Annotated in this window: 24 protein-coding genes; 9 read left to right on the forward strand and 15 right to left on the reverse strand. The window is 68.1% G+C overall.

The genetic code is table 11. The features are described 5' to 3' along the window. Nucleotides 1-101 precede the first annotated feature (101 nt). From AACH00_RS13910 to AACH00_RS13930, 5 genes are read right to left on the reverse strand one after another with little or no spacing between them, the layout of a single operon-like run. Nucleotides 102-269 (reverse strand): hypothetical protein, encoded by a 168-nt coding sequence (locus AACH00_RS13910; RefSeq protein WP_341399761.1) that lies wholly within the window; start codon nucleotides 267-269, stop codon nucleotides 102-104. A gap of 37 nt (nucleotides 270-306) precedes the next feature. Beyond that, a complete protein-coding gene (locus tag AACH00_RS13915; protein WP_341399762.1) occupies nucleotides 307-912 on the reverse strand; it encodes a hypothetical protein in 606 nt (201 codons plus the stop codon). Further along, a complete protein-coding gene (locus AACH00_RS13920) occupies nucleotides 913-1392 on the reverse strand; it encodes a VOC family protein (RefSeq protein WP_341399763.1) in 480 nt (159 codons plus the stop codon). It lies immediately after the preceding gene. 36 nt (nucleotides 1393-1428) lie between these two features. Further along, complete coding sequence (locus AACH00_RS13925) at nucleotides 1429-1824, reverse strand: DUF998 domain-containing protein (protein WP_341399764.1); 396 nt, start codon at nucleotides 1822-1824, stop codon at nucleotides 1429-1431. A 55-nt stretch (nucleotides 1825-1879) separates the two neighbouring features. Next, nucleotides 1880-2320 (reverse strand): YybH family protein, encoded by a 441-nt coding sequence (locus AACH00_RS13930; protein WP_341399765.1) that lies wholly within the window; start codon nucleotides 2318-2320, stop codon nucleotides 1880-1882. A gap of 144 nt (nucleotides 2321-2464) precedes the next feature. On the opposite strand from AACH00_RS13930, the gene AACH00_RS13935 reads away from it, so the two are divergent. Further along, the gene (locus AACH00_RS13935) at nucleotides 2465-3373 is read left to right on the forward strand and encodes a DMT family transporter (RefSeq protein ID WP_341399766.1); all 909 of its coding nucleotides are present in this window, start codon (nucleotides 2465-2467) and stop codon (nucleotides 3371-3373) included. A 28-nt stretch (nucleotides 3374-3401) separates the two neighbouring features. After that, nucleotides 3402-3815, forward strand: a complete 414-nt coding sequence (locus tag AACH00_RS13940; RefSeq protein WP_341399767.1) for a DUF5329 family protein — start codon at nucleotides 3402-3404, stop codon at nucleotides 3813-3815. Between the two features lie 28 nt (nucleotides 3816-3843). Here the strand turns inward: AACH00_RS13940 and AACH00_RS13945 are convergent, their stop codons facing one another. Beyond that, nucleotides 3844-4059 carry a hypothetical protein gene (locus AACH00_RS13945; RefSeq protein ID WP_341399768.1) on the reverse strand — a complete coding sequence of 72 codons (216 nt, stop codon included), beginning with the start codon at nucleotides 4057-4059 and terminating at the stop codon, nucleotides 3844-3846. Nucleotides 4060-4249: 190 nt separating this feature from the next. Here AACH00_RS13945 and AACH00_RS13950 point away from each other — a divergent pair, with 190 nt between their 5' ends. Beyond that, the gene (locus AACH00_RS13950) at nucleotides 4250-7441 is read left to right on the forward strand and encodes an EAL domain-containing protein (RefSeq protein ID WP_341399769.1); all 3192 of its coding nucleotides are present in this window, start codon (nucleotides 4250-4252) and stop codon (nucleotides 7439-7441) included. Here the strand turns inward: AACH00_RS13950 and AACH00_RS13955 are convergent. From AACH00_RS13955 to AACH00_RS13985, 7 genes are all read right to left on the reverse strand, one after another. Continuing rightward, complete coding sequence (locus AACH00_RS13955) at nucleotides 7381-8397, reverse strand: glycoside hydrolase family 53 protein (protein WP_341399770.1); 1017 nt, start codon at nucleotides 8395-8397, stop codon at nucleotides 7381-7383. The genes AACH00_RS13950 and AACH00_RS13955 overlap by 61 nt on opposite strands. A gap of 102 nt (nucleotides 8398-8499) precedes the next feature. Further along, nucleotides 8500-9501 carry a galactose-1-epimerase gene (locus tag AACH00_RS13960; RefSeq protein ID WP_341399771.1) on the reverse strand — a complete coding sequence of 334 codons (1002 nt, stop codon included), beginning with the start codon at nucleotides 9499-9501 and terminating at the stop codon, nucleotides 8500-8502. After that, nucleotides 9498-10388, reverse strand: coding sequence for a maltose ABC transporter permease MalG (malG, locus tag AACH00_RS13965; protein ID WP_341399772.1), 891 nt, complete (start codon nucleotides 10386-10388; stop codon nucleotides 9498-9500). The genes AACH00_RS13960 and malG overlap by 4 nt, the downstream gene beginning before the upstream one ends. A 22-nt stretch (nucleotides 10389-10410) precedes the next feature. Next, nucleotides 10411-11982, reverse strand: a complete 1572-nt coding sequence (malF, locus tag AACH00_RS13970; protein WP_341399773.1) for a maltose ABC transporter permease MalF — start codon at nucleotides 11980-11982, stop codon at nucleotides 10411-10413. After that, on the reverse strand, nucleotides 11979-13229 hold the full coding sequence (gene malE / locus AACH00_RS13975) for a maltose/maltodextrin ABC transporter substrate-binding protein MalE (RefSeq protein ID WP_341399774.1): 1251 nt from the start codon (nucleotides 13227-13229) through the stop codon (nucleotides 11979-11981). The genes malF and malE overlap by 4 nt, the downstream gene beginning before the upstream one ends. A 1-nt stretch (nucleotide 13230) precedes the next feature. Next, entirely contained in the window at nucleotides 13231-14394 is a 1164-nt protein-coding gene (locus AACH00_RS13980; protein WP_341399775.1) for an ABC transporter ATP-binding protein, read from the reverse strand. Between the two features lie 6 nt (nucleotides 14395-14400). Beyond that, nucleotides 14401-16881, reverse strand: coding sequence for a beta-galactosidase (locus AACH00_RS13985; protein WP_341399776.1), 2481 nt, complete (start codon nucleotides 16879-16881; stop codon nucleotides 14401-14403). Nucleotides 16882-17212: 331 nt separating this feature from the next. On the opposite strand from AACH00_RS13985, the gene AACH00_RS13990 reads away from it, so the two are divergent. Genes AACH00_RS13990 through AACH00_RS14015 form a run of 6 tightly spaced genes read left to right on the forward strand, consistent with a single transcriptional unit; the run spans nucleotide 17213 to nucleotide 24616 of the window. Beyond that, nucleotides 17213-19270, forward strand: a complete 2058-nt coding sequence (locus AACH00_RS13990) for a beta-galactosidase (protein ID WP_341399872.1) — start codon at nucleotides 17213-17215, stop codon at nucleotides 19268-19270. Beyond that, nucleotides 19267-20313 (forward strand): UDP-glucose 4-epimerase GalE, encoded by a 1047-nt coding sequence (gene galE, locus AACH00_RS13995; RefSeq protein ID WP_341399777.1) that lies wholly within the window; start codon nucleotides 19267-19269, stop codon nucleotides 20311-20313. The genes AACH00_RS13990 and galE overlap by 4 nt, the downstream gene beginning before the upstream one ends. Further along, on the forward strand, nucleotides 20313-21353 hold the full coding sequence (locus tag AACH00_RS14000) for a UDP-glucose--hexose-1-phosphate uridylyltransferase (RefSeq protein ID WP_341399778.1): 1041 nt from the start codon (nucleotides 20313-20315) through the stop codon (nucleotides 21351-21353). Before galE ends, AACH00_RS14000 begins: the two co-directional genes overlap by 1 nt. Nucleotides 21354-21355: 2 nt before the next feature. Next, a complete protein-coding gene (galK, locus tag AACH00_RS14005; protein WP_341399779.1) occupies nucleotides 21356-22525 on the forward strand; it encodes a galactokinase in 1170 nt (389 codons plus the stop codon). Next, nucleotides 22522-23565 (forward strand): aldo/keto reductase, encoded by a 1044-nt coding sequence (locus AACH00_RS14010; RefSeq protein WP_341399780.1) that lies wholly within the window; start codon nucleotides 22522-22524, stop codon nucleotides 23563-23565. The genes galK and AACH00_RS14010 overlap by 4 nt, the downstream gene beginning before the upstream one ends. Before the next feature lie 22 nt (nucleotides 23566-23587). Continuing rightward, nucleotides 23588-24616, forward strand: a complete 1029-nt coding sequence (locus tag AACH00_RS14015) for a LacI family DNA-binding transcriptional regulator (protein WP_341399781.1) — start codon at nucleotides 23588-23590, stop codon at nucleotides 24614-24616. Between the two features lie 33 nt (nucleotides 24617-24649). Here AACH00_RS14015 and AACH00_RS14020 read toward each other — a convergent pair whose 3' ends face one another. Further along, a complete protein-coding gene (locus AACH00_RS14020) occupies nucleotides 24650-25885 on the reverse strand; it encodes a CaiB/BaiF CoA transferase family protein (RefSeq protein WP_341399782.1) in 1236 nt (411 codons plus the stop codon). After that, nucleotides 25882-26847: a hydroxymethylglutaryl-CoA lyase gene (locus AACH00_RS14025; protein WP_341399783.1), complete on the reverse strand. Its 966-nt coding sequence runs from the start codon at nucleotides 26845-26847 to the stop codon at nucleotides 25882-25884. The genes AACH00_RS14020 and AACH00_RS14025 overlap by 4 nt, the downstream gene beginning before the upstream one ends. Nucleotides 26848-26916 lie beyond the last annotated feature (69 nt).

Here is a 26916-nt window from a genome sequence, read left to right on the forward strand (position 1 = left end):
TGCGGCTTCAGGGACCTTGTTCCAGCGTGGCTGAAGCAAAGTGCTGAAACGGGCCGGTGTGATTTGGCGGATGCCGCCCGTTTGCGGTGGCCCCTTACGAGCTACTTTTTCAGGGCCAGCTCGGCGGTGCGCTTCGCAACCAGCTCATTGACCACCACGATCTGGCCGTCCTGCTCATCATTGATCTCCAGCAGCAAGGCGCGGCGACCATCGAGCCTGAAGTAGACCTTCTGCCCGCGCTCCAGCGTCACCCCGCTCTTGCCAGACATGGACCGCGAGAAAGTGTTCGATGAAGCCTCAAACCGCCTAAAAGCGCAAGTTGACGTAGAAGAGCGGAATCTCTTTTTTTTGCATTCGACGCATCGCGAGGACGGTGTAGCCGACCAGAACGGCCGACATCACATGCGGGTTCCCGCCGGCCAGCTCGTACTCATCGATGTCATTGCCCGCATAGCCACCCACCCCGCGAATCTTCGTGTAGTACTGCGTCACGTGCATCACGTTCGAGATCAGCGCCGTGCCCAGCACCGCCTGCGCATAGGGTGAGCGATGCAGGCCGGGGCGCTGCAGCACCAGCTCACCAGCCAGGTTGGCGGCGGCCAGGCCAGACACCGCTGCCAGTTGCCGCTCCCCTTGGGTGAGCGGTCGAGAAAACTTGCCCGAGGTCTGGCCGCTGAAGATCGTTCCTCGTCGCGGCACCTCGATGCTCACGTCAGACGCCCCCAGCGCCTGGTAGACCAGCGCGTGCCCGGCTTCGTGGATATAGATGCTGCTGTAGATGCCCCCCACCGATTCGACAGCGTTCAGCAGGTCACGCTCCAGGGCGCTGGCACTGACCGGCATCAGAAGCAGAGCGAGGAGCGCACTGCGCATCGGGCGGCTGGGTTTGCAGGGGAGATTCAAGAAGACCATTCAGGTGCCCAACGTTGGCGGTGAGACGGCGTCGGCGTCCCTGTCACTTTCATGTGCCCGTGGCAGGTGCCCATCTGGCTGGCCACAGTTGATCTCCCAGGTCACACCGAACCGATCGATCACCACGCCGAAGAGTGCCGCCCAGAACGTGGGCTGCAGCGGCATCTTGATGTGCCCTTGATCGGCGAGTTGCGCAAAGGCGTTTTGTGCCCGCAGCGGGTCGCTCAGGCTCAGGGTGATGGCAAAGCCCTGGTGGCCCGCCGCTTCATTCGGGAATGCATCGGACCCCAGCAGTTCTTGCCCTTCCAGGGACAGGGTGGCGTGCAGGATCTTGGTGGCCCAACTTTCAGGCACTTGCGCGGCCAGCGCCGAATCACCGAAGGTGAGCAGGGTCGTCAGCTCGCCGCCCAGGATCGACTGGTACGCACGGAATGCGTTTTCGCATTGGCCATCAAAGGTGAGGTGGCAACTGATGCGCATGGGCGTCCTTGAGTGGCGTGTGATTTGAGCGAGGGGTCAAGCCGCAACGCGTGAGCGTGCATCGATGTACCACCCGCACGCCACCACCCAGCCGAGCACAGCCACTTCAACGGCTCGCTGGCTGAGGCCGACGAGGCTCGACGTCGGCGAGAGGGTGAGCAGCCCCGCCAGCGCGATGAGTGCTGCGCTCGTCAACGAAGCCTTGGGCAGGGCGCGGTGCGCGAACCAGCAGAAGGCCAGGAGCGTGACGCCGGCAGGAAGAAAGCCGATGAGGCGGACCGGATATTCATGGGCCGCCTGCGATGCACCAAGCTCGCTGATGAACTGCGAAACATGGCTGTAGCCGGGGGTGAACAGGCCGCCGAGGAGCGTCAGCATGAAGATGCCGGCAGCTGCGGCCAATGCAGTTGAGAAGGCGGGGTGACGACGCATGGGGTTGGCGTTGGGTGTCTGGTTTGCCGGCTGGTTGCGCGAGGCAACGATCAGCTCACGCCTTGCCTTCGCGGTTGAGAATGGCCTTGGTGTCCTCGAACCCGATCGGGACGGACGTGTGTTCATGCACCACACGCAAGACATGGCCGCGTGACTTGAGCACCCAGGTGATGCGGTTCTGCATGGACCGAAGCTCTTCGCCTGCCGCCGAAAACGCCGCGTACCTCGCGACGGCGGTCATGGCGGCGAAGCTCGGCTCACCCGAGATCTTCACGTCGTCGAACGTGACGCGCACGGTCTCGGTGCCGAGCGATGAGAACCAGCCCTCCACCGCAACGCGCCATGCCGCAGCGCCTTCGTACGACCACACCCCCCAGGTGTCGAACACTCTGACATCTGTGTCGTACAGGTGCATGAACGTTTCAGCGTTCTTGGCCAGCACTGCCGACTTGTAGGTGTCGAGCGCCTTGAGTACCTGCTTCTCGGGGTCATTCATGGTGAGTTTCCCTGTGCTGATTGAGTGGGCGTGGGCTGAGCCGCACGCGTTGGTTCATTTTGCGCCCTGAGCCCATCCTTCCCGTCGCCGATACTTCACCGGTAGCACGATCCCACCTCTGACCCCGCACCTGCCGCCCTGCCCATGAGCCGTCTTCCCACTGGCACTGCACCAAACCCGCCCGCGCCGCCTGCTGCCAGCCCGCTGTTTCCGCTGCTGTTTGTGCTGCTCTGGAGCACCGGTTTCATCGGTGCGAAGTTTGGTTTGCCAGACGCCGGCCCGCTCACGTTCCTCTCGCTGCGCTATGTGCTGGTGCTGGTGTTGATGGGCGGCGTGGCCTTGTTCACCCGGGCACCGTGGCCGGCCACGCGGCAGGCGTGGTTGCACATTGGCGTGTCTGGCCTGCTGGTGCATGCGGTGTACCTGGGCGGCGTGTTCACGGCCATCAGCCACGGTTTGCCGGCCGGCGTGACGGCGCTGGTGGTGGGCTTGCAGCCTGTGCTCACCGCACTGGGCGCCGGCACCTGGCTGGGTGAGCGCGTGAAGCCTGCGCAATGGGCTGGCCTGGGCCTGGGCTTTGCTGGCGTGGCGCTGGTGGTGGCCCACAAGGTGGCCGCCACCGCCACGGGTGGCGCGCTGGTGGCCATGCTGCTGCCGGCTGTGGTGGCGCTGCTGGGCATCACGGCCGGCACGCTGTACCAGAAGAAGTTCTGCCCGGCGTTTGACTTGCGCACCGGTTCGGTCATCCAGTTCCTGCCGTGCCTGGTGGTGACAGCGCTGGTGGCTGGTGCCACCGAGACCATGCAGGTGCACTGGACGGCGCAGTTCGCCTTTGCACTCGGCTGGCTGGTGCTGGTGCTGTCGTTGGGCGCGGTGAGCCTGCTGAACGTGCTCATCCGTCGCGGCAGCGCCGTGAACGTGGCCAGCCTGTTCTACCTCACCCCGCCCACCACCGCGCTCATCGCCTGGGCGCTGTTTGGTGAAACCCTCACCGGGCTGGCGCTGGTGGGCATGGCCCTGTCGGTGTACGGCGTGTGGCTGGCCAGACGTTGAACCTGCATCAACCCATCACCTTGTGAACATGATCAAACCTGCTCTTGTTGCCCGGCTGGCAGCGCTGTGGATATCGACCGCGCTGATCGCCACCGCCACGGTGCCCGTGGCCGCCGCACCGGCCCCTGCGCCCATCAAGGCCGAGATCGACGCACTGATGGGCCGCCTGCAGGCCTCGGGTTGCCAGTTCGACCGCAACGGCAGCTGGTACACCGGCGCCGAGGCGGTCAGCCACATCCTGCGCAAGCTCGATTACATCGAGGGCCGCGGCACGCTGCAAAGCACCGAGCAGTTCATCGAGCAGGCCGCCAGCAAGAGCAGCTCATCAGGCAAGCCGTACCACGTGAAGTGCGGCGCCGAGCCCGTGGTGGACAGCCAGGTGTGGCTGCAGCGGCAACTCGGGCTGTTGCGTTCGGCGTCGGCCAGCAAGCCCAGGCCCTGACGCTCGGCTGCGGCGGGCGATTGCGGCCTCAGCTGCAGCCCGCACCGCCGCCATCGGCGACGCAGGCAGCGCTGCCGCCGTCAGCAACCACGGCACCTGCCGCCCCGTAATAGCCTTGGTTGGCGGCGCCACCGGCGTTGCCCGGCCGTGGCCCCGACGCTGCATGGCGGGCCGCCTTCAGGGCGCCCCAGACGATGACCACGAGTGCCATGGCGGCGATGGACAGGGCGATGGTCAAGCTCATGGGGACTCCTGGTTGAAGGCTGTGGTGGTCCCAGTCTATCGGCCTTCGCAGGCTTGCGTGCACGGTAATTGCTTGTAACCAGGGCCGTCCCGCCTTCCGAAGTCGTGTCCTGCGCAACGTTCTGCCCAATCAGGCCTTGGGTTGCCGAAAAAAGTGCCGAAGGAAGATGTTCCCCCCTGCAGTACACCGTATGCCGCGTCCTGATTTCAGCAAGTTGATCTCGCGCCTGAGCGTGGGCCGCAAGCTCATGCTGATCTACCTGCTGGACCTGACGGCGGTGATCTTCGTCAGCAGCATCCTGATCAGCGAAAAGTTCATCGCCATCGATTTCGCGCGCAAGGAAGTGCAGGGCAACGCCTATGTCACGGGCCTGCGCGATGGCCTGATCGACGCGGCGCGCTTCGGTGCGGGCCATGGTCCTGCGCAAGCCTCGCTGTCGGGGGCGTCAACCCAGGTGGCGGCTTCTGAACAGGCGCTGGGCCATGGCATGGGCAGTGCCGAGCTGGCGGCTGCGCTGCAATTGCGCCTGCTGCAGGCCAGCACCGCGCGCCGTGCCGACCCCGCTGTGGACCAGGTGCTGGTGGCCGGGCGTGATCTGCTGACCCGCGTGGCCAACCAGTCGAACCTGATTCTCGACCCGGACCTCGACAGCTACTACACGATGTCGCTGCTGGCGCTGCGTTTCCCTGAGCTGCTGGAGCAGATCCATGCGCTGGGCGCCACCGAGGCCAATACCCGCACCCGCTACCTGATTCTCGAAGGCCGGCTCGACGCCACCATGCAGGGCATCCGGGCCGACCATGCCGAGGCCTACGCCGCCGGCGACAACACCCTGCGTGCCGCGCTGGAGCCGCGTGAGCGTGCGCTGGTAAGGGCCATGGGCGCGTTCCGCCTGGCTGCCAGCCTGTCGGCCGAAGACCCCGGCAATGAGGAACGCCGCGATCTGGCACGCCAGAGCCAGCGTGAACTGCTGGGGGCGTTGCAGGCCCACTGGGCCGCAGCCGGTGAGGAAATGAGCCGCCTGCTCAACAAGCGCATCGACAGCCTCTACCACCGCATGTGGCTGCACCTGGGCACCGCGCTCACGCTGCTGCTGGCCATCCTCGGGCTCGTCACCTTCGTGGCGCGGCACATCGCCAACCCGCTGCGCCACCTCGCGGGCGTGGCCGACACGGTGCGCCGCACCGGCGATCACCGCCTGCGCGCGCAGTGGCACAGCAGCGACGAAATCGGCCGGCTGGTGATCGCCTTCAACGACATGCTGGCCCAGCTTGACCGCGAGCGCGAAGTGCAGAAGGAGCTGGCCGCCAGCGCCCGTGCGGCCGAGGTGGAACATGCGCTGGTGGAGGCCACGCCCATTCCCTTGATGGTCACGGCCGTGCCGGGCCACGAGGTGCTGCACCTGAACACGCCCGCCGAGGCCTGGCTGGGCGATGAGCGCAGCGACCCCTGGAAGCGCGGGCTGGAGCCGCAGGTGCGCGCCCGCTTCTTCCAGCAGCTGCAGGACCGCGGCGCAGTGGATGAGTTCGAGGTGCGCTGGACGGCGGGCGGCGAGCCAGCCTGGGCGGTGCTCTCGGCGCGCTGCCTGCAGTACCAGGGCCGCGATGCGGTGGTGACGGCCTTTGCGCCCATCAACCACCTGAAGCTGATGGAGCGCCGGCTGCAGCTGTGGGCCAAGGTGTTCGAGGCCTCCAGCGAAGGCATCGTCATCATCGATGCCGACCACCGCACGCTCACCGTCAACCAGGCCTTCAGCCGCCAGACCGGCCTGGAGCTGCAGGACGTGGTGGGCGAGCGACCCGAGGCGCTGCACTTTCCTGACGTGGCCTGGCCCACGGTGCAGCTGCGCGGCACCTGGCAGGGCGAAGGCGCGGTGCGCCGCCGCAATGGCACCGATTACACCGCCTGGCTGATGGTGAGCGCCGTGCGGCAGGGCACCAGCGCCGGTCGCCCGGGGCTGGGCGAGGTCTCGCACTACATCATCACCAGCATCGACATCACCGACCGCAAGCGCAGCGAAGCCCGCATCCGCTTCCTCGCCGAGCACGACGTGCTGACCGAGCTGCCCAACCGCAGCCTGTGCACCGAGCGCCTGCGCATGGCCGTGCAGCAGGCCCATCGGCACAGCCGCAAGGTGGCGGTGCTGTTCCTGGATCTAGACGGCTTCAAGGACATCAACGATTCGCTCGGCCACCACATCGGTGACGGCCTGCTGCGATCGGTGGCCAAGCGCCTGCTGGAGGCCGTGCGTGCCGGTGACACTGTCAGCCGCCTCGGGGGCGACGAGTTCGTGGTGATCCTGGCCGATGTGGCCGACACCGACGAGGTGATGCAGGTGGTGCATGAGCGGCTGATTCCGCTCATCCGCGCGCCGCACCAGGTGGAGGGCACCGAGCTGCATGTCTCGTGCAGCGTGGGCGTGGCCATCTTCCCGGACGACGCGTTTGACCTCGATGAGCTGATGCGGCATGCCGACACCGCCATGTACCAGGCCAAGGCCAGCGGCAAGGACAACGCCCAGTTCTTCACCGCCACCATGACCGAGCGGGCCCAGGCGCGCCTGCAGCTGATGGGCCACCTGCGCAACGCGCTGGAGCACCAGCAGTTCCAGCTGCACTGGCAGCCGCGCATGGACGCCCGGACGGGTCAGCTCGCGGGTGTGGAAGGCCTGCTGCGCTGGCACCACCCCGAGCTGGGCATGGTGCCGCCCAACCAGTTCATTCCGCTGGCCGAAGACTCCGGCCTGATCGTGCCGATCGGGCAGTGGGTGGTCGAGGCGGCCTGTGCGCAGATCAGCGCGTGGCGGGCCGAGGGCGAGCCGCCGATGTGTGTGTCCATCAACCTGTCGGCGCGGCAGTTGCAGCATGACGAGCTGGTGGACGAGGTGCGTGACAGCCTGCTGCGCCACGCCGTGCCAGCCGGCCTGCTGGAGCTGGAGCTGACCGAATCGATGGTGATGCTGGACGCCGAGGCCAACCTGCGCCGGCTGCATGCCTTGCGGCGCCTGGGCGTGACGCTGTCGATCGACGACTTCGGCACCGGCTATTCCAGCCTGGCCTACCTGAACCGCTTCCCGATCGACAAGCTGAAGATCGACCGCAGCTTCGTGCACGACATGCTCGACGATCCGGTCGACAGCGCCATCACGCTGGCCATCATCAGCCTGGGCCACACCCTGGGCCTGAAGGTGGTGGCCGAGGGTGTGGAGCTGGAAAGCGAGGCGCGGGTGCTGCGCGACGCCGGCTGCGACGAGTTGCAGGGCTTCCTGTATTCGCCCGCCTTGCCGGCGCCGGCGCTGGCGGCCTGGCGCGCCGCGCGGGATCAGTACGGGTCGAGCGCCGCGGTGAACCGCCCCGAGCCGTCGAGCGCGCCCCAGGTGTAGCCCTTCCAGCCCGGCGAGGCCTGGGGCTCCCAGTAGAAGACGCCGACGCCGTTGGTGCCCAGTGCCTGCACCTTCTTCAGCAGGTCGGTCATCATGGCTTTCGACGCGGTGGCCTGTTGCCAGTCCATGCCGGTTTCAGCGACCACCACCGGCTTGCCGTAGCGGCTGATCATGTCCTTCATGTTGGTGTTGAGTTGGCTGTTCAGGCTCGACCAGTTGCTGGCGGTGGGGTAATGGCTCAGGCCGATCACGTCGTACTTGGCACCACCGGCCTTCATGCCGTCGAAGAACCAGCGCGACACGGTGTTGTCGTAGCCATTGGCCAGGTGCAGCACCACCTGCGCATTCGGGTAGACCGCCTTCACCGCGCTGTAGCCGCTGTTGATCAGCTGGATCAGGTTGCCGAAGCTGCTGCCGCTGGCACGTCCGTCGGGCCACAGCATGCCGCTGTTGATTTCGTTGCCCACCTGCACCCAGGTCACGGTGATGCCGTTGGTCTTCAGGTACGACAGCACGCCCTGCGTGTGGGCGTACACGTCCGTCACCAGCTGGCTGAAGCTGTGCGAGGCCCAGGCCGCGGGCTTGGTCTGCTGGCCGGGGTCGGCCCAGCTGTCGCTGTAGTGGAAGGTCAGCATGATGTTCTGACCCTGCGCCTTGGCCCGCTGTGCCTTGTAGAGCGTGTCGGCGGCGTTGCACCAGCCGGTGCTGGGGTTCACCCACACGCGCAGCCGGATGGCGTTGGTGCCGAGGTTCTTCAGCAGCACGAAGGGGTCGGTGGCCGTGCCGGCCGCGTTGTAGAAGCTGAAGCCGGCGGCCTCCTGCTCGTCCACCCAGCTCACGTCTGCGCCCTTGGCGAAGGTGGCTGCCGCCCCTGCCACCGGCAGCAGGCCGCCCAGCGCCAAGGTGGCTGCCCCACCCAGAAATCGCCGCCGTGCGGCACCTTGTTGCGTCTTCATCGATGTCTCCGTTTCTGCGTTGAAACCGGGCCGCGCGCCGTGGTGGCAGCGTCGGCCCGGCCTCCAGCCTGTGTGGCCGGATGGGGGAGAACCGCCGGGCGCTCAGGCGCCGGGCAGGTCGAATTCGTAGCGGATGTGGTGCTGCCAGGTCTGCCCCGGCATCAGCCAGCAGCTGGGCTGCGGCCATTCGGGGTGGTTGGGGCTGTCGGGCAGGTATTGCGGCTCGATGGCGACGCCGCGGAAGGGCGCCCAGGTGGTCGAGCAGCCGGCCGTGCAGGCCCCCAGAAACTCACCGGTGTACACCTGCAGCGCGGGCAGGCTGGTGTGCACGCGCAGGCGCAGCAGGCCGTCGGCGCTGGTCAGCTCCGCGGCTGGTTCAGCGGGTTCGGTGGCTGAAGCCGCAGACGACGCCGGGTTCAGCAGGAACGCGTTGTCCAGCGCCATGCCGATGGGCTTGGTGGTCTGGTAGTCGAGCGGTGTGCCGATCACGGCGGCGGGTGGCCCGGTGGGCACCAGGCGCTCATCCACCGGCAGGGCGGCGGCGGCGTTCAGCCACAGCTGGTGGCTGCGCACATCGGTGGGCTGGCCGTCGAGGTTGAAGTAGGCGTGGTTGGTCAGCCCGACGGGGCAGGGCGCATCCACGCTGGCCGTGAACTGCACTTCCACGCAGCTTGGGCTGCTCAAGCGGTAGCGCACCTCGCAGTGCAGCGTGCCCGGAAAGCCCTGGTCGCCGGCTGGCGACACCAGGCCCAGCCGCACTTCATCAGCGGCCGCGTGCAGCACGGTCCAGGTGCGTTGATCAAATCCTTCCGCGCCGCCGTGCAAGTGGTGCTCGCTGCCGGGGTGACGGCTGAGGTGCACCAGTTCGCCATCTGGCCCTGTGTAGGTGCCGTGGGCGATGCGGTTGGCCCAGCGGCCCACCGTGGCGCCCATGTAGGCCTGCTGGCGCTGGTAGTCGGTGTGTTGGTCAAAGCCCAGCACCACGCTGCGCTCAGCGCCGCCCGGCAGGGGCACGTGGCAGGCGGCCCAGGTGGCGCCGTGGGCCAGCACCCGGATGCGCACGCCGCCCTCGGCATGCTGCAGCGTGAAGCTGGTCTCGCTCATCCCTTCACCCCGCCGGCGGTCAGGCCCGACACCAGCCAGCGCTGCGTCACCACGAACAGCAGCGTCAGCGGCAGGCCGGCCAGGATGGCGGTGGCGGCAAAGTCGCCCCACAGGTAGCGCTGGTTGAACAGGAACAGCCGCGAGCCCACGGCCAGCGTCAGCTGTTGCTCGTCGTGCATCAGCACCGAGGCGATCGGGTATTCGATCATCGCGCCGAGGAAGGCCAGCACGAACACCACCACCAGGATGGGCCGGGACAGCGGCAGCAGCACATGGATGAAGGCCTGCAGGCGGCTGGCGCCGTCCACCGAGGCGGCTTCTTCCAGGTCCGGCGGCACGCTGTCGTAATAGCCCTTGATGAGCCAGATGTGCTGGGCCACCGCACCGGTGTAGGCCAGCGCCAGGCTCCAGTGGCTGTTCAGGCCGAGCGCGGGCACGAACTCGCCGATGCGGTCGAACAGCGCGTAGATGGCCACCAGGGCCAGCACCGACGGGAACATCTGCAGCAGCAGCATGCTGTTGAGCATCAAACCCCGGCCGGCGAAGCGCAGGCGGGCGAAGGCGTAGGCGCTCGTCACCGACAGCAGCAGCGACACCACCGCGCTGATCAGCGCCACCTTCACCGAGTTGAAGATCCACTGCAGCACCGGGAAGGGCGGCGGCACCAGCTGGCCGTTGGCGTCCATCACGGGCAGGCCCAGCGCCAGGCGCCAGTGCTCGAAGCTGATCTCCTTCGGGATCAGGCTGCCGCCGGCGAAGTTGCCCGGGCGCAGCGAGATCGACACGATCATCAACAGCGGCAGCAGGCTCAGGCCGACGAAGCAGATCAGGAACAGGTGCATGGCCAGCAGGCGCCAGCGCTGGGATTTCTTGATGACGATGGCCATGGTGGGGTCTCCGTTGCGGCCTTCAGCGGGCCGCGTCTTTCTGCTTGAACAGCCGCAGGTTGACGATGGCCAGACCGGCCACGATCAGGAACACCAGCGACGAGATGGCACAGGCCAGCGCGTAGTTCTGGCCGCCGTCCTGGAAGGCGATGCGGTAGGTGTAGCTCGCCAGAAGGTCGGTGGCGCCGGCGGGCACGTCGGTGTCGAGGAAGTCCGGCGCGCCCTCGGTCAGCAGCGCGATCAGCGTGAGGTTGTTGAAGTTCGCGGCGAACGAGGCCACCAGCAGCGGCGCAATCGGGCGGGCGATCAGCGGCAGCGTGATGCGGAAGAAGTTGGTCAGCGGGCCGGCGCCGGCCAGCGCCGAGGCTTCGTACAGCTCTTCCGGGATCGCCTTGATCAGGCCCATGGCCAGGATCATCATGTACGGATAACCCAGCCAGGTATTGACCACCAGCACCATCGAGCGTGCCAGCGTGGCGTCACTGAACCAGCCCGGGCGCACGCCGAACAGCATGTCGAGCACGAGGTTGATCTCGCCGAGGTTCTCGTTGAACAGGCCGCGGAACACGGGGATGGAGATGAACGCGGGCACGGCGTACGGCAGGAACAGGCCCAGCCGGTAGGCGCTGCGGCCCTTGAGTGCGTCCCAGTTCATCGCCACCGCCAGCACCAAGCCAAGCGCAAAGGTGAGCAGGGTGTTCAGGCCGGCGAAGGACACCGTCCAGGCGAACACGCGCAGGAAGGGCTGCAGGAACTTCTCGTCGCCGAAGATGCGGCGGTAGTTGTCCCAGCCCACGCTGCTGCGAAAGCCCGGCTCCAGCGCGCTGCCGTCGGCACGGCGCCAGAAGCCGGCGTCCATATCGGCGCTCAGCAGGCTGTTGTCGCGCATGTCGCGCAGCCGGCCGTCGGGCTCCTGCACGTACAGCCGCTTCTGGTCGATGAAGCGGTGCAGGCTGGCTTGCCGGTAGGTGCGGCCGTCGGCGCCGATCAGGGCGATGCCGGCCAGCAGGTCGCGCTCGGCCACCAGCTCGCGCGGGCCGGCCACCTGGCCCGGCGTCGCCCGGGCTTCTTCAGCCGTTTGGCGCAGCAGGGTCAGCGGCTCCGTGGGTGCAGCCGTGCCGAGCACGGGTGCCTTGAAGGGCGGGCTGACGAAGTGCTGGCCCTGGTCGTCCTGCAGCACCAGGCGGCGCTGGTCGCCCTCACGGCGCAGCTCGAAGGCCATGCCCAGGCCTTCGCTGTCGTAGCGCGCCAGCAGCACCTGGGTGGCTCGCTCGAAGGCCAGCAAGTGCGTGGAGCTGTAGTTGGTGAAGCTGATGGCCAGCGTGTAGGCCAGCGGCAGCACGATGAACACGGCCACGGCCAGCAGGCCGGGCAGCACATAGCGCCAGGCATACAGGCGGGGCGACAGATGGATGAGCACAGCCACGCACAGCGCGGCCAGCACGCCTGCGGCCCATGCCGTCTGATGGGCGGCCAGCAGCAGCGTGACCAGGCCCAGCACGGCAAGCACCGCCAGCAGCCCGAGGACGATCAGCACACGGGCCAGCCAGCTGCCGGGGCGCGCCACGTGGGTGGGGGAGGTGGTGGTGCTCATGCCGCACCCAGCACGCGGCGGGCCGCGCGTTCCAGGCCCTGGTCCACGTTCTCGCGGCCCTGGGTGATGTTTTGCACGGCGGCATTCATGGCCGTCCAGAAGCGGGCCATTTCGGGCAGGTTCGGCATCGTGTGGCCACGCAGCGCAGCGGCGCGGGCTCCGGCAATCAGGGGGTCGCCCTTGAGTTCTTCATACAGCGCCTTGTCGGCCGGCACGCCCAGCGGCACGTGCTGGTTCATGGCGCGCAAGCCTGGCAGGCTCATCAGGTAGTGCTCGATGAATTCGGTGGCCAGCACCGGCTGGCGGCTGCTGGCGCTGATCATCGCGCCCAGCACGCCCACCATCGGGCCACCGGGGGCGCCACCGGCCTTCAGGGCGGGCAGCTCGGCGGCGGTGAATTCAATGCCGCTCTTCTTGAGGTTGTTCCAGGCCCAGGGGCCGTTGATCGTCAGGGCCACGCGCCCTTCGTTCACCGCCGCTTCCGATTCGGCGTAGGTGGCGGTGCGCGGAATCATGCCCTCGTCGACCATGCGCTTGAGCACCGCCATGCCCTGGCGCGTGCCGGGGTGGTTCACGCCGGTGTCGCGGGGGTCGTAGCTGCCATCGGCACGGCGGGCGAAGGCGTAGCCGCCACCCGCCGAGATCAGCCCGTAGGTGTAGAAGAACTCGTTGTACGGCCACATGATGGCGCGCTGGCCTTGCGGGCGCAGACGGCGGTCCAGCGCCATCACCTCGTCCCAGGTGCGCGGCGGGGCGGCCACCAGCTGGCGGTTGCAGATGAGCGCCACGGCTTCGATGGCCAGCGGGTAGCCCCAGGTGCGGCCGTTCATCTGCCAGGCGTCCCAGGCCAGCGGCTCGATGCGCTGGCGCAAGGCGGGCGCAGGCGCCACCGGGCTGATCAGGCCCGAGCGGGCCCAGCTGCCGGCGCGGTCATGCGGCCAGATCCAGATGTCCGGGCCCTTGCCGGCGGCGGCCGCCTGCTCGAACTTGGAGACGCCGTTTTCCGGGTGCTCCACGCGCAGCGGCACACCGGTGTCGCGGGTGAACTGCTCGCCGATGCGGGCGATGCCCTCATAGCCCTTGTCGCCGTTGATCCATACCAGCAGGCCTTGGCCGGCGCTGGTGCTGGCGTGGGCCGGGCTGGCCAGCGTGGTTGCCAAGTTGCCAGCTACACCGCTGGCCACGCCACCCGCCAGCAGCCCCAGGGCCGTGCGGCGGTTGGGCTGCTTGTTGTCGTGAGCGCTCATCTCAGACACCTGCCGGAGCGCGCACCAGGGCGTCGCCTGCAGCGTCGAACAAGTGCGCGCGGCCGGCGGGCACGTTCAAGGTGATCGTGTCACCGATCTTCACCACTTCGTGCTCCTTCAGGCGCACCACCATCGGCGTGTTGCCCGGGCCGTGCACGTAGGCAAAGCTCTGGTCGCCCAGGTGTTCCAGCCACTGCACGCTGGCGCGGATGTGGTTGCCGTTGTTTTTGCTGTTGTCGTGGTGATCGGCGCCTGCTTCTGCAGGGCTGAGCGCCAGATGCTCGGCCCGGATGCCCAGGGTGGCGGCGCTGCCCACGGCCACCTCGCCGGGCCGCACGGCCACGCTCAGGTGCGTGCCGTCGGCCAGCTGAACCAGCACCGCACGATCGGCCAAGCTCACCACATGAGCCGGCAGGAAGTTCATGCGGGGCGAGCCGAGGAAACCGGCCACGAACAGGTTGCGCGGCGCGTTGTACAGCGTCATCGGCGGGCCGGATTGCGCCACGCTCGGCTGGCGCGAGCCGGGTGGCGCAGGTTGCAGCAGCACCATGCGGTCGGCCAGGGTCATGGCCTCCACCTGGTCGTGCGTCACGTACACGGTGGCGGCGCGGCCGTGGGCGCGGTGCAGGCGGGCAATCTCCAGGCGGGTCTGGGTGCGCAGGGCAGCATCCAGGTTCGACAGCGGTTCGTCAAACAGGAACACGCCGGGGTTGCGCACCAGGGCGCGGCCAATGGCCACGCGCTGGCGCTGGCCGCCTGACAAGTCTTTTGGCCGACGCTCCAGCAGGTGGTCGATCTGCAGCATGGTGGCCACCTCGCGCACCTGGGCATCGGCCTTGGCGCGCGGCACGCCGCTCATGCCCAGCCCGAAGCCGAGGTTCTGCGCCACGCTCATGTGCGGGTACAGCGCGTAGTTCTGGAACACCATCGCCACATTGCGCTCGGACGGCGCCAGGTCGTTCACCCGGCGGTCCCCGATCATCAGGTCGCCTTCGGTGATGTCTTCCAGGCCCGCGATCATGCGCAGCAGGGTCGACTTGCCGCAGCCGCTCGGGCCGACAAAGACGCAGAACTCGCCGTCGGCGATCTCGAGCGACACGTCGTTGACGACGCTGACGCCGCCGGGGTAGGTCTTGCCGACCTTGTTCAGGGTGAGACTGGCCATCGGGTGTCAGGCCACGCGGGCGGTTGAGGTCAGGGAAAGGGCTTGCACGGTGTCCGTGCGCCACAGGCGGGCGTCCAGGGCCAGCAGGTGTGCCGGGCGGTCCTGGGCCTGCAAGGCGGCGCGGGCGTTGTCTTCCAGGAAGATCGGCGCGTCTGCCCCGATGGGCAGCACGCTGATCTGGAAGGTGGGCCAGCTGCCGTCGGCGCGGGCATGGCGGTCCAGGCCGATCCACCAGGTGTCGCCGTCGTAAAAGTGGTCGTCCACCACCTCGCCGTCGGCCCACAGGCGGGCCACGTCGCCGAGGTAGTTCACGCCGAGCATCAGGCGGCCGTTGGCAGCTTTCACATCAGCGGCTGGCACATGGGCCGGCAGCTGCAGCGTCCAGATGGCGTCGTCCGGGCTCGCATCGGCCTGGGTGGCGGCCACCGGCACGCAAGGCACCGGGCCGTCGCGCCAGGGCACATGCGGGCCCCACACCACGGCGGGCGGCTGGCCTGCGGGCTGGTTTTCGATCGCGCTGATGCTGACGGGCGGGGTGCTCACCGGCGGCAGGTGCCACACGGCCCAGTGGCCATCGGCGGTGCGGTCACCGCTCAAGCCGGTGGCCGGGAAGATGCGCAGCGACGCGGCGGCGTCGGCCGGGCGGTGCACCCGCAATTCGCCAGCGTCGCCCTGCACGGTCGGGTGGCTGCCCAGCACGATGCGCTGCAGCCCGTCCATCTCCACGCACAGGCTGCTGGCGGCTTGCGCTGCGCTGAGCACCAGCACATGGTGGGGGCGGTCGGCCGCGTCGATCAGCTTGATCCAGCGCTCGGTGCCGTCGCTTTGGCCGGCACTTTGGCCGTTGACTTGTGCACTGCCCGGCAACACCACCTTCCAGCTGTCAGCACGTTCGGTCAGGCCGTGCGCCTCGATGTGTTGCAGGCCGGCGCGCTCGAACACCAGCTCGATCGCCTGGCCCGGGGTTTCAAAGCCCACCCACACGCCGCTGCCGTCGGCCAGGCTGAACTGGGTCAGCGGCTGCAGCGTGGCATGGCGCAGCCGGGCCTGGCCGAGCTGCACGCCCACGGGCCAGATGAAGGCCTGGCCTGGCTCCAGGTCGAAAGGCTGCTCGGGCAGCGTGTGGGTGCCGTGCGCGCTGCTGATCTGCAGCTGCAGGTTGCGGTGCGCGGGCAGGGGGTGGTGCCGCACATGGTGGTTGATGAACACGAAGCCGGCGTCGCCTGCGCCGCGCAGTGCCACGCGGGGGCGGGCGAGGTCATCTGCCTGCATGGGGGCGTCGTCGGGCAGCACGGCTTCGGTCGGGGCCAGCTGGGTGCCGAAGGACTGCATGAACTGGTGCAGCGTGCGCAGGCGGCCCCAGCTGCTGCGCACCTGGCCGTACTGGCCCAGCGGTGCATGGAAGTCGTAGCCCCACTGCGCCACGTCGTTCGGGTAGCCGCTGGCCTGGGTTTCGTTCAGCGGGCCGGTGGCGCACACCGGGTTCGTACCGCCGTGGTACATGTAATAGCCATACAGGTTGGCGCCCGAGCCCACCTGCACCAGCGTGGTGGCGAACACATCGTCGGTGCTCACCACCGGGCGGCGGTGGTAGGCCACATGCATGCCGCCGCCGGCCTCCGCCAGGATGAACGGGTAGTGGGTCTTGTCGATGCTGCCGCTGGCGGCGGTGCCATCCACATTGCCCATCTCGCCGATCACGCGGCGGGTATTGAAGAGGAACACGCCGGAGGGCGGCAGCGCACCACGCGCGCCATTCCAGAAGCCATCCGCATAGGCGCCGGACACCGGCAGCACATCGCGCTCCGGAATGTCCAGCGTGGGCCAGCCGGTGACGGTGTACAGCGGCACCGTCAGGCCGGCTTCGATGGCCAGGCGCTTGAGTTCGGTGATGTGCTCGGCGCCGCAATCCGGGCCGGTCAGGCCGTATTCGTTTTCCAGCTGCACACCGATCACCGGGCCGCCGTCGCACCACATGCGGCCGGGCAGCTGGGCGCCGATGGCGTTGAAGAAGCGCTGCACATGGCTCAGGTAGGTGGGGTGGTTGCAGCGCAGCGGGCCGGTGTCTGGCAGCCAGCGCGGGAAGCCGCCCAGCAGCACTTCCGCATGCGACCACGGACCCGGGCGCAGGTAGACCAGCAAGCCCACCTGGGCGGCCAGGTCGACAAAGGCGGCAAGGTCACGCTGGCCTTGCCAGTTGAACTCGCCGGGCCGGGCTTCGTGGTGGTTCCAGATCACGTAGCTGGCCACCACCTGCACACCACCGGCGCGGATCTTGCGCAGCTCGGCTTCCCACTCGGCGCGCGGATAGCGGCTGTAGTGGAACTCGCCCATCACGGGCATCCAGGGTTGGTCGTCCAGCACCAGATAACGGCTGTTGACCTGCAGCGAGCGGCCCGGGCGCTGGTAGTGGCCGAGGTTCAGGAAATTGGTCTCGACCGGCGGCGCGGTGGCGGGCAAGGTCAGGGAAATGAGCGAAGTCTGCATGGCGAGGGTGCGGGGTGACGCAGCATTGTGCCCTGTCTGCACCAGAAGGTTAAGCGTTTAAGTTAAAAAAGTAGACCAGCGACCGGCAAGCAAGGCAATCAGGGATTCTCCTTGGTTTTGGGTGTTGAGGGCTGATCTCACGAGATGCATCCCGGCGATCCTTCATAGGTAACCGAGATGGAATCAGGTGTCAGCCTCAGGACTTCGGGCAGTGCTGCAACGCCCCGCCGGAAGCGCACGGCGCTGTTGACAGTCCTCTGGCAGATTGCTGTAATGCGGTTAAACGCTTAATTCAATTTCTCTGCCGGTATCCCCGATGTCTGAACCCTCGATGCGCCTGGGCGTCTGCTACTACCCTGAACAATGGCCCCGTGAGCAATGGGCCTCTGATGCGCGTCGCATGCGCGAGCTGGGCATCCGTCTCGTGCGCATCGCCGAGTTCGCCTGGGCCCGCATGGAGCCCACGCCGGGCCAGTTCGAGTGGGCCTGGCTCGATGACGCCATCGCCACGCTGGCCGCCGAGGGTCTGAAGGTGGTGCTGGGCACGCCCACCGCCGCGCCGCCGGCCTGGCTGGTGCAACAGCACCCGGATGTGCTGCCGGTGGACGCGCACGGGCGCACCAAGGCCTTTGGCTCACGCCGCCACTACTGCTTCTCGAGCGAGGCGTTTCATGCGGCGTCCGAGCGCATCGTCACGGCCATGGCGCAGCGCTATGGCCAGCACCCGGCGGTGGTGGCCTGGCAGACGGACAACGAATACGGCTGCCACGACACCGTGCTGTCTTACTCGCCGGCGGCACTTGCCGGTTTCCGCCGCTGGCTGGCGCAGCGCTACGGCAGCATCCACGCGCTGAATGCCGCCTGGGGCACGGCTTTCTGGAGCCTGCAGGCCAACAGCTTCGATGACATCGGCTTCCCTGTCGGCCAGCCCACCGGTGCCTTGCCGACGCATGCGCTCGACTTCCGCCGCTTCGCGTCAGACGAAGTGCTGCGCTACAACCGCATGCAGGTGCGTGTGCTGCGTGAACATGCGCCGGGTCGCGACGTGCTGCACAACTTCATGGGCATGTTCGGCGAGTTCGATCACCACGCCATGGGCGCTGATCTGGATGTGGCCGCCTGGGACAACTACCCGCTCGGCTTCACTGACACCGCACCTTTCATCAGTGAGGCTGATCGTCTAAGCTGGGCCCGCACCGGCCACCCCGACATCAGCGCCTTCCACCATGACCTGTACCGCGGCATCTGCAAGGGCCGCTGGTGGGTGATGGAGCAGCAGGCCGGCCCGGTGAACTGGGCCCACTGGAACGCCATGCCGCTGCCCGGCATGGTGCGCACCTGGACCTGGGAGGCCTTTGCCCATGGCGCCGAGGTGGTGAGCTATTTCCGCTGGCGCCAGCTGCCCTACGCGCAGGAGCAGATGCATTCCGGCCTGCACACGCCGGATGACGTGCGCGACCTGGGCGGCGAGGAAGCTGCGCAGGTGGCCCGAGAGCTGGCGGCCTTGCCGGACGATGCGGTGCTGGCCTCCGCCACGGCCCCCGTGGCGCTGGTGTTTGACTACAGCGCCAAGTGGATGACCGACATCGTGCCGCAGGGCGCCGACATGAGCTACTTCGGCCAGGTGTTCGGCGCCTACAGCGCGCTGCGCCAGCTGGGCCTGGATGTGGACCTCGTCGGCCCTGACGCACCGCTCGATGCCTACCGCATGGTGGTGGTGACCGGCCTGACCCACCTCACGCCCGCCCTGAGCGCGCGCCTGCAGGCCTTGAGTGCCGTGGTGGTGCTGGGCCCGCGCACCGGCAGCAAGACCGAGCACCTGGGCTTGTCGTCGCAGCGTGCTGGCGCCGCGCCGCTGGGCTCGGCCATGCACTTGCCGATCACGGCAGTCGATTCGATGCGGCCGGGCCTGCAACTGCCGGTGGTGGGGGTGTCGGGCGATGAGCTTGGCCAGCCTCTGGGCCATGGCCACCAGTGGCGCGATCTGGCCCAACTGCCTGCCGACAGCGCCGCGCGCGTGCTGGCCCGTTACGAAGACGGCTACCCGGCCTGGGTGCAGCAAGGCCGCTGGTTCCGCCAGTGCGGCATGGTGGACGCCCCGCTGCAGGCCCGCTGGTTCACCGAGGCTGCCCGCCTGGCTGACCTGCCCGTGGTGAACCTGCCCGCCGGTTTGCGCCTGCGCCGCCGCGGTGACTGGTTGTTCGCTGTGCACCGCGGCCCCGACCATGTGCAGGTGCCGGCGCCGGCTGGCACGTCCTTCGTGCTGGGCGATGCGCGCATCGGCCCGGCCCAGGTGGCGATGTGGCATGCGCCGCTGAACGCCGCTGGGGCGGTCAGCAGGACGGCCGCGAACTTGGTGGCCACCACGGCCGAGGAGGCCAGCGCATGAGCCGCAAGGTACTCGTCACCGGGGGCGCCGGCTACATCGGCAGCATCACCTGCGTGCAACTGCTGGCGGCCGGATGGCAGCCGGTGGTGTTCGACAACTTCAGCAACAGCCAGCCCCGGGTGCTTGACCACATCGCCGCATTGACCGGCGTGCAGGTGCCCCTGGTGCAGGCCGATGTGCGTGATGCCGCCGCACTCGCGACGGTGTTCAGCCAGCATGACATTCATGCCGTGGTGCACCTGGCCGGTCTGAAGGCCGTGGGTGAATCCGTGCGTCAACCGCTGGCCTATCAAGACACCAACGTCACCGGCACCCAGCGCCTGGCCCAGGCCATGGCGGCTGCCGGTGTCAAGCGGCTGGTGTTCAGCTCCTCCGCCACGGTCTACGGCGAGCCTGAAGGCCTGCCGCTGGTGGAAGGCATGCGCTGCGCGCCGCAGAACCCCTACGGCCGCACCAAGTGGCACTGCGAGCAACTGCTGGCGGACGTGTGCGCGGCCGACGCTGATTGGGCCGTGACCTGCCTGCGCTACTTCAACCCGGTGGGCGCCCACCCCAGCGGTGAGCTGGGCGAAGACCCGCGCGGCGTGCCCAACAACCTGATGCCTTTCATGGCTCAGGTGGCCGTGGGTCGGCAGCCCCTGCTGCGCGTGTTCGGCAACGATTACCTCACACCTGACGGCACGGGTGTGCGCGACTACCTGCATGTGATGGATCTGGCCGACGGTCACGTGGCGGCCGTCACTGCGCTGGATGCGCAAAAGGGATTTGAGGTGTTCAATCTGGGCACCGGCACGGGGGTCAGCGTATTGCAGCTGAAAGCGTCGTTCGAGCAGGCTTGCGGGCAGACACTGCCCACGGTCTTCGCGGACCGCCGCCCCGGTGATGTGGCCGCGAACTGGGCCGACCCCAGTCGGGCCAGGAATGCGCTGGGCTGGCAGGCCCGCCGCAGCCTGCAAGACATGTGCGACGACACGTGGCGCTGGCAAAGCCGCTATCCCCAGGGCTTTGACACCGCCCACCCTGATTCGAGTGAGACCGCCTGATGTTTGATCCTGAAGACCATTCCCACCGCCGCTTCAACCCGCTCAACGGGCAATGGGTGCTGGTGTCGCCACACCGCAGCAAGCGGCCCTGGCTGGGCCAGCAGGAATCTGCTGAAGAGGCGCCCCGCCTGGCCCATGACGCCAGCTGCTACCTGTGCGCCGGCAACCGGCGTGTCACCGGCGAGGTCAACCCCGACTACCGCGGCCCCTTCGTCTTCGACAACGACTTCGCCGCGCTGCAGCCCGACGTCCCTGCCGAGGCTGCCGGTGCGGCCGTGGACGAGCTGTTCCAGCGCATGCCGGCCCGTGGCCAGAGCCGCGTCATCTGCTTCTCTGAAGATCATTCGCTGAGCCTGCCGGAGCTTTCGCCCGCAGGCGTCGAAGCCGTGGTCGACACCTGGTGCGCGCAAAGCGCCGAGCTGGGCCAGCGCTGGCCCTGGGTGCAGGTGTTCGAGAACAAGGGCGCGGCGATGGGCTGCTCCAACCCGCATCCGCACGGCCAGCTGTGGGCGAGCGACTTTCTGCCGCGCATCGCAGCCACCGAAGACGGCACCCAGCGCGCCTACTTCAACACCCACGGTGAGCCCATGCTGCTGGCCGTGGCCCGCCGCGAGGCCGAGCTGGCCGAGCGCGTGGTGGTGGCCAACGACGACTGGCTGGCCGTGGTGCCCTACTGGGCCGAGTGGCCGTTTGAAACCCTGGTGCTGCCGCGCTTTGCCGTGCAGCGCCTGCCTGAGCTGACCCCCGCCCAACGTGCCAGCCTGGCCGCGCTGGTGCAGGCCCTGACGGTGCGTTACGACAACCTGTTCCAGTGCAGCTTCCCGTATTCGATGGGCTGGCACGGCGCGCCGTTCACCGACGAGGCCGGCAGCCACTGGCAGCTGCATGCGCACTTCTATCCGCCGCTGCTGCGCTCGGCCACGGTGCGCAAGTTCATGGTCGGCTACGAAATGCTGGCCGAATCCCAGCGAGATCTCACCCCCGAGCAGGCCGCCGCGCGTTTGCGTGACCTGCCCGCCGTTCACTACCGCCGCGCCTGAACATGACGACCCTGGACATCACCCTCTGCCACACCGCCGCCAACGGCCACCATGACGTGTTTGGTGGCCTGGCCACTCACCTGGTGCAAGCACCCGGTCGCGTCAACCTGATCGGCGAGCACACCGACTACAACGACGGCTTCGTGCTGCCCTGCGCCATCAACCACGGCACGGTGGTGGCCTGCTCGCCCCGCACCGACTTGCTGGTGCGGGTGATCGCCATGGACTACCTGGCCGCCCCTGATGAATTCCGGCTCGACGGCACGCCCAAACATGTCACGGTGGCCGAGTGGCCGAACTATGTGCGCGGGGTGCTGTGGCTGCTGTGGTCGGAGGGTTACCCCATCCGCGGCGCAAACCTGGTCATCACTGGCGACGTGCCGCAGGGCGCGGGCTTGAGCTCGTCGGCGTCACTCGAGCTGGCGCTTCTGCAGGCCTTCAAGACCATGTACGGCCTGACCGACCTCGACCCCACCCGCATGGCCCAGCTTGCCCAGCGCGCCGAGAACGAGTTCGTGGGTTGCAAGTGCGGCATCATGGACCAGCTCATCTCGGCCCGTGGCCAGGCCGGCCATGCGGTGCAGATCGATTGCCGCTCACTCGAAACCCGCCCGGTGCCGATGCCTGCAGATACGGCCGTGCTGATCGCCCATTCGCGCGTGCGCCGCGGCCTGGTGGACAGCGCCTACAACGAGCGTCGCGAGCAGTGCGAACAGGCCGCCGCGCATTTCGGCGTGAAGGCCCTGCGTGACGTGACCCCGGAGCAGCTGGCGCGTGACGGCGCCGGCCTGCCGCCGCTGGTGTTGCGCCGTGCACGCCATGTGGTGACTGAAAACCAGCGCGTGCTGGACGCCAGCGCCGCGCTGCAAGCGGGCGACCTGCGCACGCTGGGCCAGCTGATGGCGCAGTCGCATGACTCGATGCGCGATGATTTCGAGATCACCGTGCCGGCCATCGACGAGCTGGTGGCCATCCTGCAGGAGGTCATCGGCGACGAGGGCGGTGCCCGCATGACCGGGGGCGGCTTTGGTGGCTGCGTGGTGGCGTTGCTGCCGCAGGCACGGGTGGCCGCTGCACAGCAGGCCCTGGTCAAGCGCTACCGTTCGCCCGAGGGTGAGCCCGCGCTGGTGTACCTGTGCAAGGCGAGCGACGGCGCAGGGCTGCTGGGGTGAGCCAGCCCTTCGCCAACTCCACCAGCGCCGCCAACGCCGCCAACACCACATGGCAGCCGGCACCCAACCGGTATGACGCGCAGAGCCTGCGCTACTGCGGCCGTTCCGGCCTGCAGCTGCCGGCCATTTCATTGGGCCTGTGGCACAACTTCGGCGGGGTGGATGACGCCGCGGCGGCGCACGCGCTGCTGCGCCATGCGTTTGACAGCGGCATCACCCACATCGACCTGGCCAACAACTACGGCCCGCCGCCAGGCAGCGCCGAAGTCTTGTTCGGTGAGTGGCTGCGCCGGGACATGCCGGGCGAGCTGCGCGATGAGCTGGTCATTTCCACCAAGGCCGGCTACCGCATGGGGCCGGGGCCGTATGGCGACGGGGGCTCGCGCAAGTACCTGTTCAACAGCCTGGACGCCAGCCTGCGCCGCATGGGCCTGGGCCACGTCGACATCTTCTATCACCACCGCCCCGACCCGAACACGCCACTGGCCGAAACCATGGCCGCACTGAGTGACGTGGTGCGCATGGGCAAGGCGCTGTATGTGGGCGTGTCGAACTACCCCGCGGCGCTGGCTCGCGAGGCGGCCGCGCTGCTGCGCGCGGCAGGCACGCCTTGCCTGATCCACCAGCCCCGCTACAACCTGCTGGAGCGCACGCCCGAGCAGGGCCTGCTGCAGACGCTGGTGGATGAAGGCGTGGGCTGCATTCCGTTTTCACCGCTGGCGCAAGGCCTGCTGAGCGACCGCTATTTGGATGGCGCCATTCCAGCCGATTCGCGCGCGGCCCAGCCCCACAGCTTCCTCAAGCCGGCCGCCATCACGCCACAGTTGCTCCAACGCCTGCGGGGCCTGGCGGCGGTGGCTGACGCCCGTGGCCAGCCGCTGGCCGGCATGGCGGTGCGCTGGCTGCTGCAGCGACCGGCGGTGTGCAGCGTGTTGATCGGCGCCAGCCGGCCCGCGCAGATTGACGCGGCCTGGGCGGCCGTGCGGGCACCCGCGCTCACCGATGAAGAATTGCGTGCGCTGGATGCGCTGTGTGCATGAGCGCCGCAGCTAACATCGCGGCATGACAACGCTTGCTGAAGTGGCGCAGGTGGCCGGGGTAACCGCGGCCACGGTGTCGAATGTGCTGAGAGGCCGTGGAAAGGTCGGGGCCGAAACGCGCCAGCGTGTGCTGGCGGCCGTTGAAGCCACCGGCTACCGGCCGAACCTGATGGCCCGTGCGCTGGTCGAGGGCAAGCCGTCGACGCTGGCCCTGATCGTCTCCAGCATCGCCAACCCGTTCTACCCCGAGTTCGCGCTGGAAGTGGAGCGCGCGGCGCGCCGTCTCGGTTACTTCCTGCTGGTGTGCAACACCAACGACGATCCCGCGCAGGAGCGTGCCTACCTGGATGCGGTTGGCGGCTCACTCGCCCAGGGCGTCATCGTGATGAACGCCGACTTCGTGCAGACCGACCAGCTGATCGCGTTGCGCCAGCGCGGTGTGCCGGTGGTGTTGTGCATGTGGGAACGCCCGCAGGAGCCACCGAACCTGCCGTGCGTGTCGGTTGATTTTTACCAGGCCGGTGTGCTGGCCGCCGAGCATCTGATCAAGCTGGGCCACCGCCGCCTGGGCGCCGTGGTTGCCAGTGACCCCACGGGCAACCACCGCTGGCGTTACCAGGGTTTCATCGACACGGTGCACCGCGCCGGTTTGCCCTGGACGGATGCGCAGGTGAACTTCGGCCACGACACCATCGACGATGGCCGCAATTCCGCCCACGGCCTGCTGGCCGCCTGCCCCGACCTGACGGGCCTGTTTGTCAGCAATGACCTGCCGGCCTTCGGTGTGCTGCAGGCCGCAGCCGAGCTGGGCATGGAGGTGCCGCGTGACCTGTCGGTCATCGGCGTCACCGACATTCAACTGGCTCACCAGATGCGCCCGGCGCTCAGCACCGTGGCGGTGCCCACGGCCGAGGCGGCGGGCCTGGCGGTGGACATGCTGATGTCGGTGATCCAGTCGCCGCCGTCGGCGCCGCCACCGATGGTCATCACCAGCCCGCCGCGGCTGGTGGTGCGGGCCTCGACGGCCAAGCCACGTCGCACGGCGAGCTGAGCGTAGCCCGGCACGCCAGACGAAACGGTCTGCTCAGTCGGCCGCCGGCCCGGCCACCACGCCGTCTGCCACCAGTTGCTGGATGGCCTCGGCGCCATAATCCAGTGAGTGCAGCAGCGCCGCGGTGTGCTCGCCCAGCGCAGGCGGGGCCTGGCGGATGGGCAGGCGTTCACCGTCCATCGAGATGGGCAACAGCGCCATGCGGGTGTCGAAGGCCTTGTGGGCGCCACTGGCGCTGGCCGGCACATGCACCGGCGCCAGCCCGCCCGTGGCCAGCAGGTGCGGGTCGTCAAACAGGTCTTGCGGGCGCGTGATGGGGGCATGCGGCAAGCCCACGCGCTCGAAGCGCTCAGCCAGCGTGGCTGCGGAGAAGGGCGCAAAGCGTTCACGCAGCAGCGGCAGCATCCAGCTGCGCGCCTGCACCCGCAGGTTGTTGCTGGCCAGTCGCGGGTCTTGGGCCAGGTCATCAAACCCGAATTCGCCGCACATCTGCTGCCACTGGCCGTCGCTCACGGCGGCCAGAAAGATCTGCCCGCCTTCGGCCACTTCAAACACGTCGTACACCGCCCAGGCGCTGATGCGGCTGGGCATCGGCGCGGCGGGCTGGCCTGTGACGGCGAACTGCATCATGTGTTGAGCCACCAGCAGCACGTTGTTCTCGAACAGCGCGCTCTGCACCTCCTGGCCCCGGCCGGTGCCGCTTTTGGCGTTGTCGCGCTGGTGCAGGGCGGCGAGTGCGCCGATTGCGCCGAACATGCCACCCATGATGTCGTTCACGCTGCTGCCTGCGCGCAGCGGCTGGCCCGGTGGCCCGGTCATGTAGGCAAGGCCGCCCATCATCTGCACCACTTCGTCCAGGGCCGTGCGGTGCTCATAAGGCCCCGGCAGAAAGCCCTTGTGCGAGATGTGAATCAGCCGCGGGTTGAGCTTGGCCAGCGCCTCCGGGCCGAAGCCCAGCCGGGCCATCGTGCCGGCCTTGAAGTTCTCGCTGAAGATGTCGGCACCGGCCACCAGCTTCAGCACGATCTCCTGCCCGCGCGGGTCTTTCACGTCCACCGCCAGGCTCTGCTTGTTGCGGTTGAACATGGCGAAGAAGCCGGCGCCCGAGCCCAGCAGTTGCCGGGTGTTGTCGCCGGTCAGCGGCTCGACCTTGATGACCTCGGCGCCCAGGTCGGCCAGGATCATTCCGCAGGTCGGGCCCATCACCATGTGGGTGAATTCAACCACTCGGATGCCGGCCAGCGGCAGGGGGGCGTTGGGTGTGCTCATGGGGTGGTCGATGGGTGATCGGGGCTCGCTGCTGCGGTGGCCACAAAGCCGCGCGGCAAGCCGGCTTCGGGCGTCATGCCGTACAGCGGCTCACCCGGCAGGCCGGCGGCCAGTGCTTGGCGGGCTTCAAACAGGCGTGGCAGGTTCACGCCGGTGTGAATGCCCATGGCCTCGAACATGAACACGAGGTCTTCCGTCACCACATTGCCCGAAGCGCCCGGGGCATAAGGGCAGCCACCCAGCCCGCCTTGGGACGCGTCGAAGGTGCGCACGCCGCTGTCATACGCCGCCAGGCAATTGGCCAGGCCCAGCCCGCGCGTGTTGTGCATGTGCGCCGCGCCGCTGTGGTGTCCGATGGCGTTTCGCAATTGGGTGAACAGCCGCCGCACCTGCGCCGGGTTGGCCATGCCGGTGGTGTCTGACAACCCCACCTCATCCACGCCTGCCGCCACCAGTTGCTCGGCCAGTTGCACCACGTCGTGCTCGCTCACCGCGCCTTGCAGCGTGCAGCCGAAGGCGGTGGAGATGCCCACTTCCAGGTGCACATGCGGCGCGTGCTCGGCGCGAAGCGCATGGATGCTGCGCATTTCCTCCAGCATCTGCGCACGCGTCTTGCGCACATTGGCCAGCGAGTGGGCTTCGCTGGCCGACACCGGCACGGTCAGCTTGTGAACGCCCGCTTGCACGGCGGCTTCAGCGCCGCGCCGGTTGGGCACCAGGGCCATCACCGTCAGTCCGGGCAGGGTGAGGGCGTGGCGCACCACCTCGGCCACATCGGCCATCTGCGGCAGCAGGTGGGCGGGCACGAAGGAGCCCACCTCGATTTCACGCAGGCCGGCGGCATGCAGCGCGGTGATCCAGGCCAGTTTGTGCGGCGTGGGCATGGTGGCGGCCACGCTTTGCAGCCCGTCGCGCGGGCCGACTTCGCTGATCAGGACGGTGCTGGGCGGCTGCAATGGCATGGGGTAGGGTGGATGAAATGTTGTTCTGTAAGAAGGAACAGTGTTCTGTCCTGAAATTTTGCCGGGCCA

The organism is Ideonella margarita (assembly GCF_038066635.1).
Lineage (GTDB): Bacteria > Pseudomonadota > Gammaproteobacteria > Burkholderiales > Burkholderiaceae_C > Ideonella > Ideonella margarita.